Annotated in this window: 13 protein-coding genes; 3 read left to right on the top strand and 10 right to left on the bottom strand. The window is 62.0% G+C overall.

Translation table 11 applies throughout. From position 1 onward, the window contains the following. Positions 1 to 10: 10 nt before the first annotated feature. The 7 genes from ACUN0G_RS01100 to pilM form a co-directional block, all read right to left on the bottom strand. The gene (locus ACUN0G_RS01100) at positions 11 to 1,576 is read right to left on the bottom strand and encodes an SPOR domain-containing protein (RefSeq protein WP_445572510.1); all 1,566 of its coding nucleotides are present in this window, start codon (positions 1,574 to 1,576) and stop codon (positions 11 to 13) included. A 10-nt stretch (positions 1,577 to 1,586) separates the two neighbouring features. Further along, a complete protein-coding gene (aroB, locus tag ACUN0G_RS01095) occupies positions 1,587 to 2,687 on the bottom strand; it encodes a 3-dehydroquinate synthase (protein WP_167662966.1) in 1,101 nt (366 codons plus the stop codon). 147 nt (positions 2,688 to 2,834) lie between these two features. Continuing rightward, complete coding sequence (gene aroK / locus ACUN0G_RS01090; RefSeq protein WP_003209345.1) at positions 2,835 to 3,353, bottom strand: shikimate kinase AroK; 519 nt, start codon at positions 3,351 to 3,353, stop codon at positions 2,835 to 2,837. Positions 3,354 to 3,357: 4 nt separating this feature from the next. Beyond that, positions 3,358 to 4,695: a type IV pilus secretin PilQ gene (locus ACUN0G_RS01085; RefSeq protein WP_445575506.1), complete on the bottom strand. Its 1,338-nt coding sequence runs from the start codon at positions 4,693 to 4,695 to the stop codon at positions 3,358 to 3,360. 69 nt (positions 4,696 to 4,764) lie between these two features. Beyond that, positions 4,765 to 5,778 carry a pilus assembly protein PilP gene (locus ACUN0G_RS01080; RefSeq protein ID WP_445572509.1) on the bottom strand — a complete coding sequence of 338 codons (1,014 nt, stop codon included), beginning with the start codon at positions 5,776 to 5,778 and terminating at the stop codon, positions 4,765 to 4,767. Continuing rightward, the gene (locus tag ACUN0G_RS01075) at positions 5,775 to 6,326 is read right to left on the bottom strand and encodes a PilN domain-containing protein (RefSeq protein WP_445572508.1); all 552 of its coding nucleotides are present in this window, start codon (positions 6,324 to 6,326) and stop codon (positions 5,775 to 5,777) included. Before ACUN0G_RS01075 ends, ACUN0G_RS01080 begins: the two co-directional genes overlap by 4 nt. Continuing rightward, positions 6,326 to 6,979, bottom strand: coding sequence for a type IV pilus biogenesis protein PilM (gene pilM, locus ACUN0G_RS01070; RefSeq protein WP_445575505.1), 654 nt, complete (start codon positions 6,977 to 6,979; stop codon positions 6,326 to 6,328). Before pilM ends, ACUN0G_RS01075 begins: the two co-directional genes overlap by 1 nt. Positions 6,980 to 7,199: 220 nt before the next feature. On the opposite strand from pilM, the gene ACUN0G_RS01065 reads away from it, so the two are divergent. Beyond that, positions 7,200 to 9,665, top strand: coding sequence for a penicillin-binding protein 1A (locus ACUN0G_RS01065; protein WP_445575504.1), 2,466 nt, complete (start codon positions 7,200 to 7,202; stop codon positions 9,663 to 9,665). A gap of 195 nt (positions 9,666 to 9,860) precedes the next feature. Here ACUN0G_RS01065 and ACUN0G_RS01060 read toward each other — a convergent pair whose 3' ends face one another. From ACUN0G_RS01060 to rpmE, 3 genes are all read right to left on the bottom strand, one after another. Continuing rightward, entirely contained in the window at positions 9,861 to 11,129 is a 1,269-nt protein-coding gene (locus ACUN0G_RS01060) for a malic enzyme-like NAD(P)-binding protein (protein ID WP_017478238.1), read from the bottom strand. A 182-nt stretch (positions 11,130 to 11,311) separates the two neighbouring features. Next, a complete protein-coding gene (locus ACUN0G_RS01055) occupies positions 11,312 to 12,100 on the bottom strand; it encodes a thermonuclease family protein (RefSeq protein WP_445575503.1) in 789 nt (262 codons plus the stop codon). A 41-nt stretch (positions 12,101 to 12,141) separates the two neighbouring features. Then, positions 12,142 to 12,372: a 50S ribosomal protein L31 gene (gene rpmE / locus ACUN0G_RS01050; protein WP_003209330.1), complete on the bottom strand. Its 231-nt coding sequence runs from the start codon at positions 12,370 to 12,372 to the stop codon at positions 12,142 to 12,144. Between the two features lie 306 nt (positions 12,373 to 12,678). On the opposite strand from rpmE, the gene ACUN0G_RS01045 reads away from it, so the two are divergent. Further along, a complete protein-coding gene (locus ACUN0G_RS01045) occupies positions 12,679 to 14,898 on the top strand; it encodes a primosomal protein N' (protein WP_218263227.1) in 2,220 nt (739 codons plus the stop codon). 151 nt (positions 14,899 to 15,049) lie between these two features. Then, positions 15,050 to 16,786, top strand: a complete 1,737-nt coding sequence (argS, locus tag ACUN0G_RS01040) for an arginine--tRNA ligase (protein WP_177028678.1) — start codon at positions 15,050 to 15,052, stop codon at positions 16,784 to 16,786.

Raw genomic sequence — 16,786 nt, 5'->3', positions numbered from 1 at the left:
CGCCGAATCTTCAGCGAGTTGTTGCCAGTTCCTGTTGGACGCTGGCGACAGTGCGAGGCCAAGGTTTACCAGCCTGAACCTTCGCTGGCAAGGCCTTGATAGCGGATTCAGCTGCTGCGCGGCTGGAGAAGTTGCCGTAAGTGATCACGAAGAGAGGCTTGCCGTTGAGCACTTTCTTGAAATAACGGTACTCGCCGCCCTGCTCTTTCACGAACGCCTGAGCGTTGGCTTCGGAGCTGGTGCCCAGGATCTGCACCACGAAGTTACCGGTAGGCTGGCTGGTGTACCAGCTGCTGCCAGCAGCGCCGGCCTTGGCCACGGTCACCGGTTTTTCAGCAGGCTTGGTGGCAGGCGCGGGTTTGGCCACCGGCGCCGGGGCTACTGGCTTCGCAGCTGGCGCTGGCTTGGCGGTAGCGACCTGAGCAGGCGCAGGCGTCGGTGCCGGTGCCGGCTTGGCAGCTGGCTGACCCGCCGGCACGCCCGCAGGTGGCGCGGTGGTGGTCACGGTCGGTGGCGTGGCGCTGGAGCCCTCTACCGGCACGCCATCGTCGCCTTCGGAAATCCCGCCGGCTTCTTCGGCGAGCGGGCCGCGCATCACTGGCTGGCCGACCATCGGCAGGTTGGTGGGTTGGCCGGAGTTGGCGAACTCAACGTTCGGTGTTGGTTTGCCCAGTGGCAACTGCGCCTGTTCGGTTGGCGCGCCAGCGGTGGTCGGGGCCTTGTTGCGACCTGGAATCAACCAGGCGGCGGCGACAGCGACCACGACAACGGCAGAAATTGCCAATACGTGCTTCTTAGGCATAGTGAACCCCATCTTTGGACGCTTGACCGCAGAGCGGCTGGCAATCATGGCTTCGATCATGGCATCGCGGGCAACCTGGTTGATGGTGCCAGGCCAGCCGTCGGAGCTTTCGTGAATATCAGAGATCTGCGAAGCAGAGAAAAGTTCGATGCCCTGCCCTGCGCCTTCCAGCCGTTGGGCGAGGTATTCGCGGGTTTCTTCTTCTTCGTAAGGCTGCAATTCGATGACGTGGAACAGTTCCTGCTCGCCGCTGATCTGCTCAAGTTCGGCAATCAGCGAAGACTCGCCGAACAGGAACACATGCGGACGACCTTCAGGCGTACCGGCCGCCAGGGCCAGCAACGCTTCCAGGGCGGATTCGTCGAGCTGCTCGGCGTCGTCCACCAGCAGGTAGACTTCCTGGCCGGTCAGGCCCAGTTGCACCACTTGCTTGAGGATCGCATTCGGCTCGGCAGTGGACACGTCCAGGGCCTGTGCCACTTGGCGCAACACGCCCGCCGCATCACCGGCACCACGGGCGGAAACCACCACGCTCTGTACCGACTGCTTGTTGGTGCTGGCCACCAGCGCCTGACGCAGCAAAGTCTTGCCGCTGCCCAGAGGGCCGGTAACCACCAGCAACAGCTGGCTGTAGCGCGCGAGGTGGTGCAACTGCCCGAGCACCGGCTTGCGTTGCGCAGGGAAAAATTTGAAACCAGGCACCCGCGGAGCAAAAGGGTCGTGGCTTAACTGGTAATGGCCGAGGAACGCCTCGTCGGCATGCAAACTAGTCATCGGGATCTTATTAACCTTTAAGCTGGGCCAGGGCGCGGTAATCCGCTCCCAGCGTGGCCTGTAAAATCTCTTTCGGATAATCGTCGGTCACTACCGCTTCGCCCATTCGGCGCAACAGCACCAGTCGCAGTCGACCGTCGATCACTTTCTTGTCTATTGCCATATGTTCGAGAAAATCTGCCTCAGTCATCTCCTCGGGAGGAATGACCGGTAACCCGGCGCGCTGGAACAGGCGGATCCCGCGATCACGCTCCTGGGCGCTGATCCAGCCCAGGCGTTGCGACATCTCCAATGCCATCACAGTGCCAGCCGCTACGGCCTCTCCATGCAACCACACACCATAGCCCATGTGAGTCTCGATCGCATGGCCGAAGGTGTGGCCGAGGTTCAACGTGGCGCGCACACCGGACTCACGTTCGTCGGCATTCACCACCAACGCCTTGGCAGCGCAGGAGCGGGAAATCGCTTCGGTCAGCGCCACCTGGTCGAGAGAGCGCAGCGCGTCGACATGCTCTTCAAGCCAGGTCAGGAACGGCTCGTCGCAGATCAGGCCGTACTTGATGACTTCCGCCAGGCCCGCCGACAGCTCGCGGGGCGGCAAGGTATTGAGGGTGGCGGTGTCGATCAGCACGACATTCGGCTGATAGAACGCGCCGACCATGTTCTTGCCCAGCGGATGGTTGATACCGGTCTTGCCGCCCACCGACGAATCGACCTGGGACAGCAACGTGGTCGGCACCTGGATAAAGTCCACGCCGCGCTGGTAGCAGGCGGCCGCAAAGCCGGCCATATCGCCGATCACGCCGCCGCCCAGCGCCACCACGGTGGTGCGACGGTCATGACGGGCAGTCAGCAGGCCATCAAAGATCAGTTGCAGGGTTTCCCAGGTTTTGAAGGCCTCGCCGTCGGGCAACACCACCGAGATCACCGAGTACGCCGCGAGGCTGCGGCTCAGACGCTCAAGATACAGCGGCGCAACCGTTTCATTGGAGATGATCGCCACTTGCCGCCCGGCAATATGCGGTGCGAGCAACTCGGGCTGGTCCAACAAACCTTCGCCAATATGGATCGGGTAGCTGCGCTCGCCAAGATCGACCTTAAGTGTCTGCATGTGTCCCCGCGTTGAAGATGAAAGCAGGCGTCCTGCCCTACATTAACGTTGTCGGCATCGTCGGGATCTGACGTCGCCTGATGGCTCTACGCCACAACTCGGACGGTCATGACGCGCCGCCGAGGATAGCGCATTTCGGCTCGGGCTTTAACGGGGTGGCAACTGCGCCAGGCGCTCAAGAATGTCGAGAACGACCATTCGCGGCGGCCGCTCATCGGTTTCCACCACCAGATCGGCGATTTCCCGATACAGCGGGTCGCGCAGCGTCAGCAGGTCCCGCAGGGTTTTTGCCGGGTCGGCGGTACGCAACAACGGGCGATTGCGATCGCGAGCGGTGCGGCCCACCTGCTGCTCGACAGAAGCATGCAGATAAACCACGCGACCGCCGGCGTGCAGCGCCCGACGATTCTCATCGCGCATCACCGCGCCGCCGCCGGTGGCCAATACCACGCCGTCACAGCCGCACAGCTCGGCAATCATCGCTTGCTCGCGGTCGCGAAAGCCCAGTTCGCCTTCCTTATCGAAGATCCACGGGATATTGGCGCCCGTGCGCAATTCAATTTCCTTATCGGAGTCTTTGAATGGCAGGCGCAGCTCTTTGGCCAGCAAACGGCCGATGGTGCTTTTTCCAGCCCCCATCGGTCCAACAAGAATCAAATTTCGCACAGAATCAACGACTCACAGCAATCGCCTGGTTATTCATAATACGCGGAGTCAGGAATACCAGCAGCTCGGATTTTTTCTCCGAAACCACATCCCGCCGGAAAAGGCGGCCAAGATACGGCACCTCGCCCAAAAATGGCACTTTATCTACCACTTTGCTTTGAGTATTGGAGAAAACCCCGCCAATCACGATGGTCTCGCCGTCCCTCACCAGCACCTTGGCGTTGACCTCGTTTTTCTTGATCGGCGGCACGTCATTGAGCTTGTTCAGGTAGTCGGGCTCATCCTTGGTGACCTTGACCTCCATGTTCACCCAGCCGTCCGGGGTGATTTGCGGCGTTACCTCCAATGACAGCGAGGCTTCCTTGAACGACACCGAGGTGGCGCCGGTGGAGCTGGATTCCTGATAGGGAATCTCGGTGCCCTTGAGGATTCGTGCGGTTTCCTTGTCGGAAGTGACGACCTTGGGCTGCGAGACGATTTCACCGTTACCGGTTTTTTCCATGGCGCTAAGCTCCAGGTCCAGCAACAGGTTGTCGGTGATAAAGGCGATCCCCAGGCCGGCACTGCCGTTGACCGTGCCCATATCAACAAAGGGCGAGCTGGGCGGGTTTTCAGGCGGCTCGGCGCCCTCGGCCAGCGGTTTCCTGATCCCGCCAGCGCTCCAGTTACCCCGATTCATCTGCCCGCCCCAGCGCACCCCCAGGCTTTTGTCGTAATCCACATTGGCCTCAACGATCCGCGCCTCGATCATCACCTGTCTTACCGGAATATCCAGTTGCGCCACAATCTTGCGCAGCTCCTCCAGCCGCTCCTGGGTCTGGTAGGCGATGATGTTGTTGGTGCGATCATCCACCGCCACCGAGCCGCGCTCATCGGTGGCACCTTCCAGGCCCACGGCCGACTGAAACAACTTGGCCAGGTCCGAAGCCTTGGCGTAATTCACTTGCAGCAGCTCGCGGCGCAGCGGCGCCAGCTCGGTCATTTGCTTGCGCGACTCCAGCACCAGCAGCTCCCGGGCAGCCAGTTCTTCGGCCGGCGCGACCAGCAGCACATTGGCCGTCACACGCTTATCCAACCCCTTGGTTTGCAGCACCAGGTCCAGCGCCTGGTCCCAAGGCACGTCCTTGAGCCGCAAGGTGATCGCCCCCTGCACGTCGTCGCTGGCCACCAGGTTGAGGCCGGCAACGTCGGCAATCTGCTGCAACACCGCGCGCAGTTCGATGTTCTGGAAGTTGAGGGACAGCTTGTCGCCGGTAAATGCCACGCGCTCGGTACTCAGAGGCGTATTGCCAGGTGGCGGCAGGTGAATCAGGTCGATTCGATTGGGCACAGCCATGACCATCGGTGCCGTGAACGCTATCCATAGCGCCACACCGAAGGACGAAAAAGTCCTTTTCATTGTTTGTTTCCGTTATGAGTTAGCGTTCAGTGCAAGGGTTTGCGAGCGTTCCAGCCAAGCGCCCTGGCCATCCGGGAAAAGCTCGGCCAGTTCGACATGGGAGTCGTGGATTGCCGTGATGCGCCCATGGTCCGGCCCCAGGTAATCGCCGATTGCCAACCGATGGACAGACGACGCGCCGCGCAGCAGTGCGAAGGTTTGTGTACCCAGGGACAAGGTTCCAACCATTTCAAACTGATCCAGCGCAACGCTTTCAAGTACTCCGCGCGGCCTGGCGAAGTCAGGTCCCGCGGCCGGTCGCCCGACGGGCCGCACCCGTTGACGAGAGGGCGACTGAAAAGGATCGCGCAAGGATGAAAAATCGTAGGCAACCGGCTCGGCGAGCGCCGGCGACGGTTGGTGCAAATCAGCCTCCAGATCATCACCCGCTTGACGGTTGTAGCGATAAGTCTTCGCCACCAGACTGAGGCGCAACCCCGAGGGATCAACATGGCTGAACGCCAAGTCATGCACCGTGACGATCCTTGGCATGCCAGCCATGCCGCTGATGAACGCCGCCAGATCGTGAAAAGTCCCGGTCACGTCAATCCGCATGGGCGACTCGATGTACAGGGTGCGAGGCTGGTCATCCAGCAGGTCGATGGCTTCCAGCGCCAGGCCATTGGCGGCACTCAGGCGCCCAATGTCTTCAAGCAGGCCGGGCACTTCGGTATCGGCAGGCAACTGCCGCAACAGATTGGTGAAACGGCCTTGCATCGTTTTGAAGTCGCGGGCCTGAGACTCCAGCCCGGCCACCTGAACGGTCTTCAGCGCAACCTGCTGCTCAAGCGCCACTTCCTGCGCCTCCAGCTGGCGCAATTGCTCTCGCGCCCCGCTCAAGTAGAAGCTGTTGCCCGCTATCCACAGCAGGCAAACCACCGCACCACCCAGCAAAGCCTTGCCCGGCAGCGGCCAGTCGGCGGCGTTTCGGTAGAGCTGGGCGATGTCGAGTTCCGTCAGCCTTCGCAGGCCTGACGCCCCCCTCATTGGCCTACCTCATCCGAATGACCATGGCGAACCGTCAACTGAAAGCCATTGCCGTCGCCCACTTGCGCGCCACGAACCCGTTGAAGCCGGGGCGACTGCAAGTCGTCGGCAGCCTCGAGACCACGCATGAACTGAGCAACGTCCTGGTTCGATTCGGCAGTGCCGCTGATCGAGACAGAACCACCATCAACGCTGACTTCACGCAATTGCACACCCTCCGGCACGGCACGGGCCAGTTGATCCAGCAACTGAGCACCGGCCGAACGGTCGTCCTGCAAACCCTGGACAACTTTCATCCGCTCCATCAGCTGCTGGCGTTGCTCATGCAACTCGTCGATCGCTTTCATTCGCGAGTCGAGCCCGGTCACGCCCTGGCTCAACTGGCTGTTGCGGGCCAATTGCCGGTCAATTGCGCGATCGATCACCTGGTCTGCCAGCCATACCGCAACCAGCGCCACAGCCGCAGCAACCAGCAAGAACACCAGAAAATACTTGCGCCGCCGCTCATTCCGTTCTGCGCGCCACGGCAGCAGGTTGATTCGTGTCATCAGTCGAAACTCCTCAGGGCCAACCCGCAGGCCACTCCCATTCCCTGGGCATCCACGGCCCATTGCGCGCCATCGACACGACGGCCCGGCGTGATGCTGTCCGAAGCCTGCCTGCCCGCGCGAGCCAATGCAAATGCTTCGACATCCACGATGCGCGCCCCCAGGCCCGCCAGGGCCAAAACCGCCTCGCGGGCCTCGACCTGTTCCTTGAGGCAGGCAACCAGCAGCACATCGACGCTTTGCGAGTCATGGGCCGACGGGCCCTGCACCTGAAAGTCGATGGCCACATCCTCCAGCGGATAAGGAATGTACTGGTCCGCTTCCCCGTGGATTCGTTGCACCATTTCTGCATCAGAGAGCCCGGCGTCCATCTCGAGCACACGGGTGATCACCGAAGGCCCGGCGACGGCCACGGCGGCCTGTCGGAGCGAGGTATGCACCTGTGCCAGTGCTCTGGAAAGGGCCTGCGCGACGGCATCAAAATCCACCACGTTACTGTCGACCACCGCATGGGCCGGCAGCGGCTGCATGGCGTAGCCGCGGACGCTGTAGCCGCTGCCTGAAACCTCGAGTTCCACCAGCTTGACGCCGGCGTCATTGATGTCGATACCCAGGACGGCATCGGCTTTTCGCCTGAAAAATCCCTTTATCATAAAACTCCCCAAAACTTTCCCTGTCTTACGGACTGATTGTTGCCAGGCTTCCTGCATTCGGTCGGCTTGTATGAGCGGCACGAATGACGCCCGAAGCCGAAAAATGCTTTAATGCCCAGCGTTTTTTCCCGCGTTTATCTGCTGGCCGGGTCGATCCACCGCTTGCCGTGCATGCCCCGACGCCTAACCCATTCTTTTCCTTGGAAATCCAAAAGCCTTGATTCGTCTGCTGAAGTTTTTCGGGTACTCCATTGTCGCGATCGTCTGCGGGCTGATGCTCGTGCTCAGCGGGGCCTATCTCTACCTTAGTCCGGGTTTGCCCTCCGTAGAGGCCCTGAGAAGTATCCAGTTGCAGATTCCTTTGCGGGTCTACAGCAGCGATGAAAAACTGATCGCGGAGTTCGGCGAAATGCGCCGTACACCGATCCGTTTCGCCGACATTCCACCCAATTTCATCAACGCCCTGCTGTCGGCTGAAGACGATAATTTCGCCAACCACTATGGCGTTGACCCAAGCAGCCTGGTGCGGGCGGCCACGCAGCTGGTAAAAAGCGGACACATTCAGTCCGGTGGCAGCACCATTACCATGCAGGTCGCGAAGAACTTCTTCCTCACCAGCGAACGCAGCTTTTCCCGCAAGGCCACGGAAATTCTCCTGGCGCTGCAGATCGAACGTCAGCTGACCAAGGACGAGATCCTTGAGCTGTACGTCAACAAGATCTACCTCGGCAACCGCGCCTACGGCATCGAGGCGGCTTCGCAGGTTTACTACGGCAAGTCGATTCGTGACGCCAGCCTGGCGCAGATGGCGATGATTGCCGGCCTGCCCAAGGCCCCTTCGCGCTTCAACCCGCTGGCCAACCCGGCGCGCAGTAAAGAGCGCCGCGACTGGATCCTGGGCCGCATGTACAAGCTGGGCAAAATCGACCAGGCCGCATACGAAAGTGCGGTGGCCGAGCCGTTGAACGCCAGCTATCACGTGCCGACGCCGGAAGTGAATGCCCCGTATATCGCCGAAATGGCCCGTGCCGAGATGGTCGGCCGTTATGGCAGCGAGGCGTACACTGAAGGTTTCCGCGTGACCACGACGATTCCTAGCAACCTGCAGGAAATCGCCAACAAGTCGGTACACGATGGCCTGGTCGCCTACGACCAGCGTCACGGCTACCGCGGCCCCGAATCGCGCCTGCCGGGCAAGACCCTCAGCGCCTGGACCGTCGAACTGGGCAAACAACGCCCGATCAGCGGCCTTGAGCCCGCCATCGTCACTCAGGTGAAGAAAGATGGCCTGCAGGTACTGACCCGCACCGGCGAAGAACATGTGTCGTGGGACAGCATGAAATGGGCTCGCCCGCTCCTGAACACCAACAGCATGGGGGCGATGCCCAAGCAGCCGTCGGACGTGGCGCAGGTCGGTGACCTGATTCGTGTGCAGCGCCAGAAGGACGACAGTCTGAAATTCAGCCAGGTGCCGGTGGCACAGGGCGCCCTGGTGTCGCTTGACCCGCAGAACGGTGCGATTCGCGCCCTGGTCGGTGGGTTTGCCTTCGAGCAGAGCAACTACAACCGCGCCACCCAGGCCAAGCGCCAGCCGGGCTCCAGCTTCAAGCCGTTCATCTACAGCGCCGCCCTGGATAACGGCTACACCGCCGCCAGCCTGGTCAACGATGCGCCGATCGTGTTTGTCGACGAGTACCTGGACAAGGTCTGGCGTCCGAAGAACGACACCAACACCTTCCTCGGCCCGATCCGCGTCCGCGAAGCGCTGTACAAGTCGCGTAACCTGGTGTCGATCCGCTTGCTGCAGGCGATGGGCGTAGGCAAGACCATCGACTACATCACCCGCTTCGGCTTCAACAAATCGGACCTGCCGCCCAACCTGTCCCTGGCACTGGGTACCGCCACGCTGACGCCGATGGAAATCGCCACCGGCTGGAGCACCTTTGCCAACGGCGGCTACAAGATCACCCCGTACCTGATCGACAAGATCGAAAGCCGTAGCGGCGAAACCCTGTTCACCGCCAACCCGCCACGGGTACCGGGCGATGTGGTCAATGGAATTGCAGCCACTGACGGCCAGGCAGCTCCGACCAACGGCGGCATCACCATCGAGCCGACGCCAGGCGAAGCCCCGGCAGCGGACGCACCTGCCACACCTGCCGCGCCGCAAGCGCCTGCCGTGGCCGAGCGTATCGTGGATGGCCGCACCACCTACATCCTCAACAGCATCCTGGAAGACGTGATCAAGAAAGGTACGGGGCGTCGCGCCCTGGCCCTGGGCCGCTCCGACATCGCCGGCAAGACCGGTACCACCAACGACTCCAAGGATGCATGGTTCTCGGGCTACAACGCCGACTACGTGACCACCGTATGGACCGGTTACGACCAGCCGGAAAGCCTCGGTCGCCGGGAGTTCGGCGGCACCGTCGCGCTGCCGATCTGGATGAGCTACATGGGGGCTGCGCTGAAGGATATGCCGCCGCATACCCAGCCGGAGCCGGAAGGCATACTCAGCCTGCGAATCGACCCGGTCAGCGGTCGTGCGGCAGCGCCGAGCACGCCGAATGCGTACTTTGAGCTGTTCAAGAGCGAGGACACGCCGCCGTCGGTCAACGAACTGGGCAACGGCGTTGCACCGGGCAGCCCGCTGCCGGCGGATGAGGCGGCACCGATCGACTTGTTCTAACACGCAGATCCAATGTGGGAGCGGGCTTGCTCGCGAAAGCGGAGTATCAGGCTCAGATGGGCCGACTGACACACCGTCTTCGCGAGCAAGCCCGCTCCCACAGTTGGATCACCGCCAGGCTCGAGCCAATTGCCAGCCACAAAAAAAGCCCCGACTCGCAAGAGCCGGGGCTTTTTGTTGGTGCGCTACAACGGCTTAGCCGTTGAACACATCGTCCACGCTTTTCAGCGGGTAGTTCTTCGGATACGGCAGGGTAGCCACGCCAGTCTCGATCGCAGCTTTAGCCACGGCATCGGAGATCAGGGTGATCAGGCGCTTATCCATTGGTTTCGGGATGATGTACTCACGACCGAATTCCAGTTTCGCACCGCCGTAGGCGTCACAAACGTCCTGCGGTACCGGCAGCTTGGCCAGTTCGCGCAGGGCGTTGGCGGCAGCCACTTTCATTTCTTCGTTGATGCGCTTGGCGCGAACGTCCAGGGCACCACGGAAGATGAACGGGAAGCCCAGTACGTTGTTGACCTGGTTCGGGTAGTCCGAACGGCCGGTGGCCATGATCACGTCGTTACGGGTAGCGTGGGCCAGTTCCGGGGAGATTTCCGGATCAGGGTTGGAGCACGCGAACACGATCGGGTTGGCAGCCATGGACTTGAGGCCTTCGGCGCTCAGCAGGTTCGGGCCGGACAGGCCAACGAACACGTCTGCACCGTCAAGGGCGTCAGCCAGGGTACGCTTGGAGGACGGATGCGCGAACATCGCCTTGTACTGGTTCAGGTCGGTACGCTCGGACTGCACAACGCCCTTGCTGTCGACCATGTAGATGTTTTCCAGCTTGGCGCCCATGCTCACCAGCAACTTCATGCAGGAGATGGCCGCAGCGCCGGCGCCCAGGCAAACGATCTTGGCTTCGCCGAGGGTTTTGCCAGCGATTTCCAGGGCGTTGATCATGCCGGCCGCGGTAACGATCGCGGTGCCGTGCTGGTCATCGTGGAATACCGGGATGTCGCACTGTTCGATCAGGGCCTTTTCGATCTCGAAGCACTCAGGTGCCTTGATGTCTTCCAGGTTGATGCCACCGAAGGTGATGGAGATGCGCTTGACGGTGTCGATGAAAGCCTGCGGGCTTTCGGAATCCACTTCGATATCGAATACGTCAATGCCGGCGAAGCGCTTGAACAGCACGCCTTTACCTTCCATGACTGGCTTGGACGCCAATGGGCCGAGGTTACCCAGGCCGAGGATCGCGGTGCCATCAGAGATCACTGCAACCAGGTTGCCTTTGCCGGTGTACTTGTAGGCCAGTTCAGGATCCCGGGCGATTTCACGTACGGGCTCGGCAACGCCAGGGCTGTAGGCCAGCGACAGGTCGCGGGCGGTGGCAGTGGCTTTGGTGAGCTCTACACTCAGCTTTCCTGGACGAGGATGGGCATGATATTCGAGAGCGGCAGTTTTCAAATCAGACATATCGGCATTCCGCTTTTACTGTTGGTCGACGGACCGCCGAGGATACGCGTGTCGCAAAGTCCCCACAAGACTGGGCAGTCACAGGTGTCAAGGGCCCTGCCCTACGACTTTTGGCCAAGAGCCACGAGATACAAGGGCTCAACTGTTCACAATCGCGCTAAAAAATGTCTACAATTTTTTTCTTACGGCACCCGCTGAAGCATGCCGGGATCGGTCAGTGGCAGCAGCCAGCGCGCCTGGCCTTTTTTCAGGCCGCCGCGTCGGGAACGGTCCAGCACCCAGCCGCGTGCCTCGATGGATTGGCCCTGCAAACCCTTCAACAGCACACTGTCGAACGTGGCCACCTGATTGGGCGCAATGTGTAATACCAGCGAGCCCTGCAACTCGATCCAGACTCTGCCGCGATTGCGTTCGATTTTGCTCACCTGACCGCTGACCACCGCAAAGCCCGAACGCCGGATCTTCGCCGCATCTACCACCGGTGACTGGCGCCACAGCCCCAGCCGGGCCTGGCGGGCGCTGCGTTCGGCGGCTTGCTGGCAGGCCACCAGCTCCACATTCGGCGCGACGGCCACCTGGAATCCGAGGCCTTCGGCGAGCAACTGCGCCTCCAGGTTTTCGCCATTGGCGCCGTAAAGATGGGCCAGGGTGCGACCGTAGCGGTCCTTGCTCTCCCGTCCGGGCACCACGCCAACGCGCCCACCACTCGTATCCACCAGGCTTTGCAGGCGCTCGCGAGCGGCCACGGCGAAGGGCTCGTCAGTGCGGCCCTTCTTGCCGGTTTCCGGGGCATTGACGCCGATCATGCGCACGCTGCGGCCGTCCTTGAGGCGCACCGTGTCGCCATCCACCACCCGCTGCACGCCGAAGATAGCAACATTGCCGGGCGCCGGGCAGAACACCTCGGCCTGGGCGGGCGCCAGCCAAATCGCAGACACAAAAAAGGCGCCCACAAGGGACGCCTTTTTCATCAGCGAGGACAAGCCATACAGGCCATCCAAGCGGACCAGCCTTACTCGGCTTTAGGAGCAGCTTTAGCGCCGAAAGCACCGAAGCGGGTCTTGAAGCGGTCAACACGGCCGCCAACATCCAGAGTCTTCTGCTTACCGGTGTAGAACGGGTGGCACTCGTTGCACACGTCGATTGGCAGAGCTTTGCCGAAAGTCGAACGGGTTTCGAACTTGTTACCGCAGCTGCAGGTAACGTCGATGGCAACATAGTTTGGATGGATATCGGCTTTCATGGTGTATTCCTCAGGCTAGCGTGCCGCCAATCAACACTATTGTTGAATACCGCACGTAATTAGGCCGCGGATTCTACCAGACCTTTTTAAACGCGCAAGAAGCACTACGGCCCCTTTCATCAGAAAAGCGCGGCATACACAAGGCCCTGTGGGAGCGGGCTTGCTCGCGAAGGCGGCGGGTCAGCCCCCCTATCTGTCACTGATACACCGTTTTCGCGAGCAAGCCCGCTCCCACACAGGACACCTCCACCGCTGGTCTGCTAGGCTCCCGCCCTTCTTCGCCGCCCGTCATATGAGAACCCCCGCGTGCCCGACGCCATTTTGCGCCTCGCCCTGCCCTCGCCCCTGCGCCGCCTGTTCGATTATCGGGCCCCTGCCGGTGTATTGCGGTCGCAGCTGCAGCCCGGCATGCGTGTGCGCGTGCCGTTTGGCCGGCGGGAGATGATCGGCATCCTGGTGGAAGTCGCCGATCACAGCGAAGTGCCCGCCGAGAAGCTCAAGCCCGCCGTGGCGATCCTCGACGCCACGCCGCCGTTGCCGCCTGCGCTGTTCAAGCTGTGCCTGTGGACCTCGCAGTATTACCAACACAGCCTGGGTGACACCCTGAGCTGGGCGCTGCCGGTGCTGTTGCGCCAGGGCGAGTTGGCCGAGGCTCGCCAGGAGCGTTTCTGGTCGATGGTCCCGGGTGCGCGCATGGACGACCCGCGCATCGCCCGCGCCCCGCGCCAGCGTGAAGCCCTGGCAACCCTGGCCCAGCATCCCCATGGCGTCGCCCATCAGCTGTTAAGCAAGCTGATGCTGAGCAAGGACAGCCTGGATTTGCTACTCGCCAAAGGCCTGGTGCAGGTGGAGATCCGCAAGCACGCCCCCGGCGAGCGCCACGAACACTGGCTGGCTCAGCCGGAATTGCCGCTCAACCCCGAACAACGCGCCGCCTATGAAGCGATTCGCGCCGGCTTCGACAGCTTCCACGCGTTCCTGCTGGCCGGCGTCACCGGCAGCGGCAAGACCGAAGTCTATTTACAGTTGATCCGCGAAACCCTCGAGGCCGGCAAACAGGCGTTGGTGTTGATCCCCGAGATCAACCTCGGCCCGCAAACCCTGGCGCGCTTCGAGCAGCGCTTCAACGCGCGCATCGCCCTGGTGCACTCGGCGGTCAACGACCGCGAGCGCCTGGAATCCTGGCTCGCCGCACGGGACGGCGAGGCCGACATTATTATTGGTACCCGCTCGGCGCTGTTCACCCCGATGAAAAATCCCGGGCTGATCATCATCGACGAAGAACACGACGGCTCCTATAAACAGCAGGAAGGCTTGCGCTACCACGCCCGCGACCTGGCACTGGTGCGGGCCCGCCAGGAAAATATCCCGATTGTGCTGGGTTCGGCCACGCCCTCCCTGGAAAGCCTGCACAACGCCTACACCGGTCGCTACGGCCTGCTGCGTCTCAACGAGCGGGCCGGCGGCGCCAAGCAGCCACGCTTCCTGCGCCTGGACGTGAAAAGTCGCCCGCTGGACAGCGGCATTTCCGGGCCGATGCAACAAGCCATCGGCCAGACCCTCGCGGCGGGCCAGCAAGTGCTGGTGTTCCTCAACCGCCGGGGTTTTGCGCCGACGCTGCTGTGCCATGACTGCGGCTGGATGTCCGAGTGCAATCGCTGCGATGCGCGAATGACCGTACACCAGCGCTCCGGCGAGTTGCGCTGTCATCACTGCGGCCATGTGGAACGGGTGCCGCGTCACTGCCCGCAGTGCGGCAAGGTCGATTTGCGACCGGTGGGCGCAGGCACCGAGCGCGCCGAGGAGCGGCTGGGCATTCTGTTCCCGGATTACCCGGTGCTACGGGTCGACCGTGACAGCACGTCGCGCAAGGACGCGATGAATCAGCTGTTCGCCACGATCCAGAAGGGCCAGCCGTGCATTTTGGTGGGCACGCAGATGCTCGCCAAAGGGCATCACTTCCCGCGGGTGACCCTGGTGTCGATCCTGGATGCTGACGGCGGGCTGTTCTCCGGGGATTTTCGTGCCAGCGAACGCATGGCGCAGCTGATCGTACAGGTCGCAGGCCGTGCCGGTCGGGCTGAAGAGCCCGGCAAGGTGATCATCCAGACGCACCTGGCCGACCATCCGCTGCTGATCCAACTGACAGAACAAGGCTACTTTGCCTTCGCCGAACAGGCCTTGAGCGAGCGGCGCTCGGCCGGCTTGCCGCCGTTTGCGCATTTGGCGCTGCTGCGGGCCGAGGCGCACAAGCCAGGGCAGGCCGAAGGTTTCCTGGATGAAGCGTGCAGCGAGGCTGAACGTTTGCTGGGGGAGCTGGGTCTGACCGGCATCGAGCTATTGGGCCCGGTGCCAGCACCGATGGAACGCCGCGCCGGGCGTTACCGAGCCCAGCTACTCTTGCAAGCCAGTGCCCGCGCCCCGCTGCATCGTTTATTAAGCAGCTGGTTACTTGCCCTGGAGCAAATGCCCAGCGGGCGACAAGTGAGATGGTCGTTGGACGTGGATCCGGTAGATTTGTACTAAACCCCTGTGGCGAGGGAGCTTGCTCCCTCACCACAGGTTAATCGTCCGTCAAGGTCCAGCGAAGGTTGGCAAGCCCGCCCTCGCCACGGATAATGCCCAGTTTTTCCACCTGCGCATCGCGCGCCACCGCTTGCGGTCGAAAGAGAACACCATGAAAGACACCATTCGCCAGCTGATCCAACAAGCCCTCACCCAACTCGTCAACGAAGGTGTGTTGCCTGAAGGCCTGTCGCCGGCGATCCAGGTGGAAAATACCCGTGACAAGACTCACGGTGATTTCGCCAGCAACATCGCGATGATGCTGGCCAAGCCGGCCGGCCTGAAGCCTCGCGACCTGGCGGAAAAAATCATCGCCGCGCTGCCGGCCGACCCGCAGGTGACCAAGGCTGAAATCGCCGGCCCGGGCTTTATCAACTTCTTCCAGAACACCCAGGCCCTGGCTTCGCGCCTGGACGCGGCCCTGGCGGATGCCAAGATCGGCGTACGCAAGGCCGGCCCGGCACAGCGCGTGGCCATCGACCTGTCGGCACCGAACCTGGCCAAGGAAATGCACGTGGGCCACCTGCGCTCCACCATCATCGGTGACGGCGTGGCGCGGGTCCTGGAGTTCCTCGGCGACGACGTCATCCGCCAGAACCACGTAGGCGACTGGGGCACCCAGTTCGGCATGTTGATGGCCTATCTGCAGGAAAACCCGATCACCAGCAATGAGCTGTCGGACCTGGAGAACTTCTACCGCGCCGCCAAGAAGCGTTTCGACGAATCCGAAGAATTCGCCGACCGCGCCCGTGGCCTGGTGGTCAAGCTGCAAGCCGGCGATGCCGAATGCCTGGAGCTGTGGGGCCGCTTCCGCGAGATTTCCCTGTCCCACTGCCAGGAAATCTACGAGCTGCTCAACGTCAAATTGACCATGGCCGACGTCATGGGCGAAAGCGCCTACAACGACGACCTGATCAACGTGGTCAACGACCTCAAGGCCAAGGGCCTGCTGGTTGAGAGCAACGGTGCCCAGTGCGTGTTCCTCGAAGAATTCAAGACGGCCGACGGCGACCCGCTGCCGGTGATCATCGTCAAGGCCGATGGCGGCTACCTCTACGCCACCACCGACCTGGCCGCCGTGCGCTACCGCAGCGGTGTGCTGAAAGCCGACCGCGCCCTGTATTTCGTTGACCAGCGCCAGGCCCTGCACTTCCAGCAAGTGTTCGAAGTGGCGCGCCGCGCCGGTTTCGTCACCCACCCGATGCAGATGGAACACATGGGCTTCGGCACCATGAACGGCGCCGATGGCCGCCCGTTCAAGACCCGTGACGGCGGCACCGTGAAGCTGATCGACCTGCTGAACGAAGCCCAGGACCGCGCCTACAACCTGGTGAAGGAAAAGAACCCGGAGCTGGCCGAAGCCGACCTGCGCAACATCGCCCGCGTGGTGGGGATTGGCGCGGTGAAATACGCCGACCTGTCCAAGCACCGCACCAGCGACTACAGCTTCAACTTCGAGCTGATGCTCAACTTCGAAGGCAACACTGCGCCGTACCTGCTGTATGCCTACACCCGGGTGGCCGGTGTGTTCCGCAAGCTGGGCAAGGACTTCAGTGAAGTCGAAGGCCAGATCAACCTTGAAGCGCCGCACGAGCAGGAACTGGCGGCCAAGCTGGCGCAATTCGGCGAAGTGCTGAACAGCGTCGGCGAGAAAGGCACGCCGCACATCCTCTGCACCTATTTGTACGAAGTCGCCGGTTTGTTCTCCAGCTTCTACGAGAACTGCCCGATCCTGACCGCAGACGACGAAGCCCAAAAGCAGAGCCGCCTGCGCCTCGCCGCACTGGCAGGACGGACCCTCAAGCAAGGCCTGGAATTGTTGGGCCTGGAAACTCTGGAGCGTATGTAA

The sequence above is a fragment of the Pseudomonas sp. 32A genome (assembly GCF_052682255.1).
The sequence above is the reverse complement of the archived record's forward strand: the minus strand, read 5'-3'. Positions and strand labels throughout refer to the sequence as shown.

What these genes read in the sequence shown, in the direction of transcription:
- ACUN0G_RS01100 (WP_445572510.1), bottom strand. Translation starts at nt 1,576, where the DNA reads ATGACTAGTTTGCATGCCGACGAGGCGTTCCTCGGCCATTACCAGTTA.
- aroB (WP_167662966.1), bottom strand. Translation starts at nt 2,687, where the DNA reads ATGCAGACACTTAAGGTCGATCTTGGCGAGCGCAGCTACCCGATCCAT.
- ACUN0G_RS01085 (WP_445575506.1), bottom strand. Translation starts at nt 4,695, where the DNA reads ATGGTCATGGCTGTGCCCAATCGAATCGACCTGATTCACCTGCCGCCA.
- ACUN0G_RS01080 (WP_445572509.1), bottom strand. Translation starts at nt 5,778, where the DNA reads ATGAGGGGGGCGTCAGGCCTGCGAAGGCTGACGGAACTCGACATCGCC.
- ACUN0G_RS01075 (WP_445572508.1), bottom strand. Translation starts at nt 6,326, where the DNA reads ATGACACGAATCAACCTGCTGCCGTGGCGCGCAGAACGGAATGAGCGG.
- pilM (WP_445575505.1), bottom strand. Translation starts at nt 6,979, where the DNA reads ATGATAAAGGGATTTTTCAGGCGAAAAGCCGATGCCGTCCTGGGTATC.
- ACUN0G_RS01060 (WP_017478238.1), bottom strand. Translation starts at nt 11,129, where the DNA reads ATGTCTGATTTGAAAACTGCCGCTCTCGAATATCATGCCCATCCTCGT.
- ACUN0G_RS01055 (WP_445575503.1), bottom strand. Translation starts at nt 12,100, where the DNA reads ATGAAAAAGGCGTCCCTTGTGGGCGCCTTTTTTGTGTCTGCGATTTGG.
- rpmE (WP_003209330.1), bottom strand. Translation starts at nt 12,372, where the DNA reads ATGAAAGCCGATATCCATCCAAACTATGTTGCCATCGACGTTACCTGC.
- argS (WP_177028678.1), top strand. Translation starts at nt 15,050, where the DNA reads ATGAAAGACACCATTCGCCAGCTGATCCAACAAGCCCTCACCCAACTC.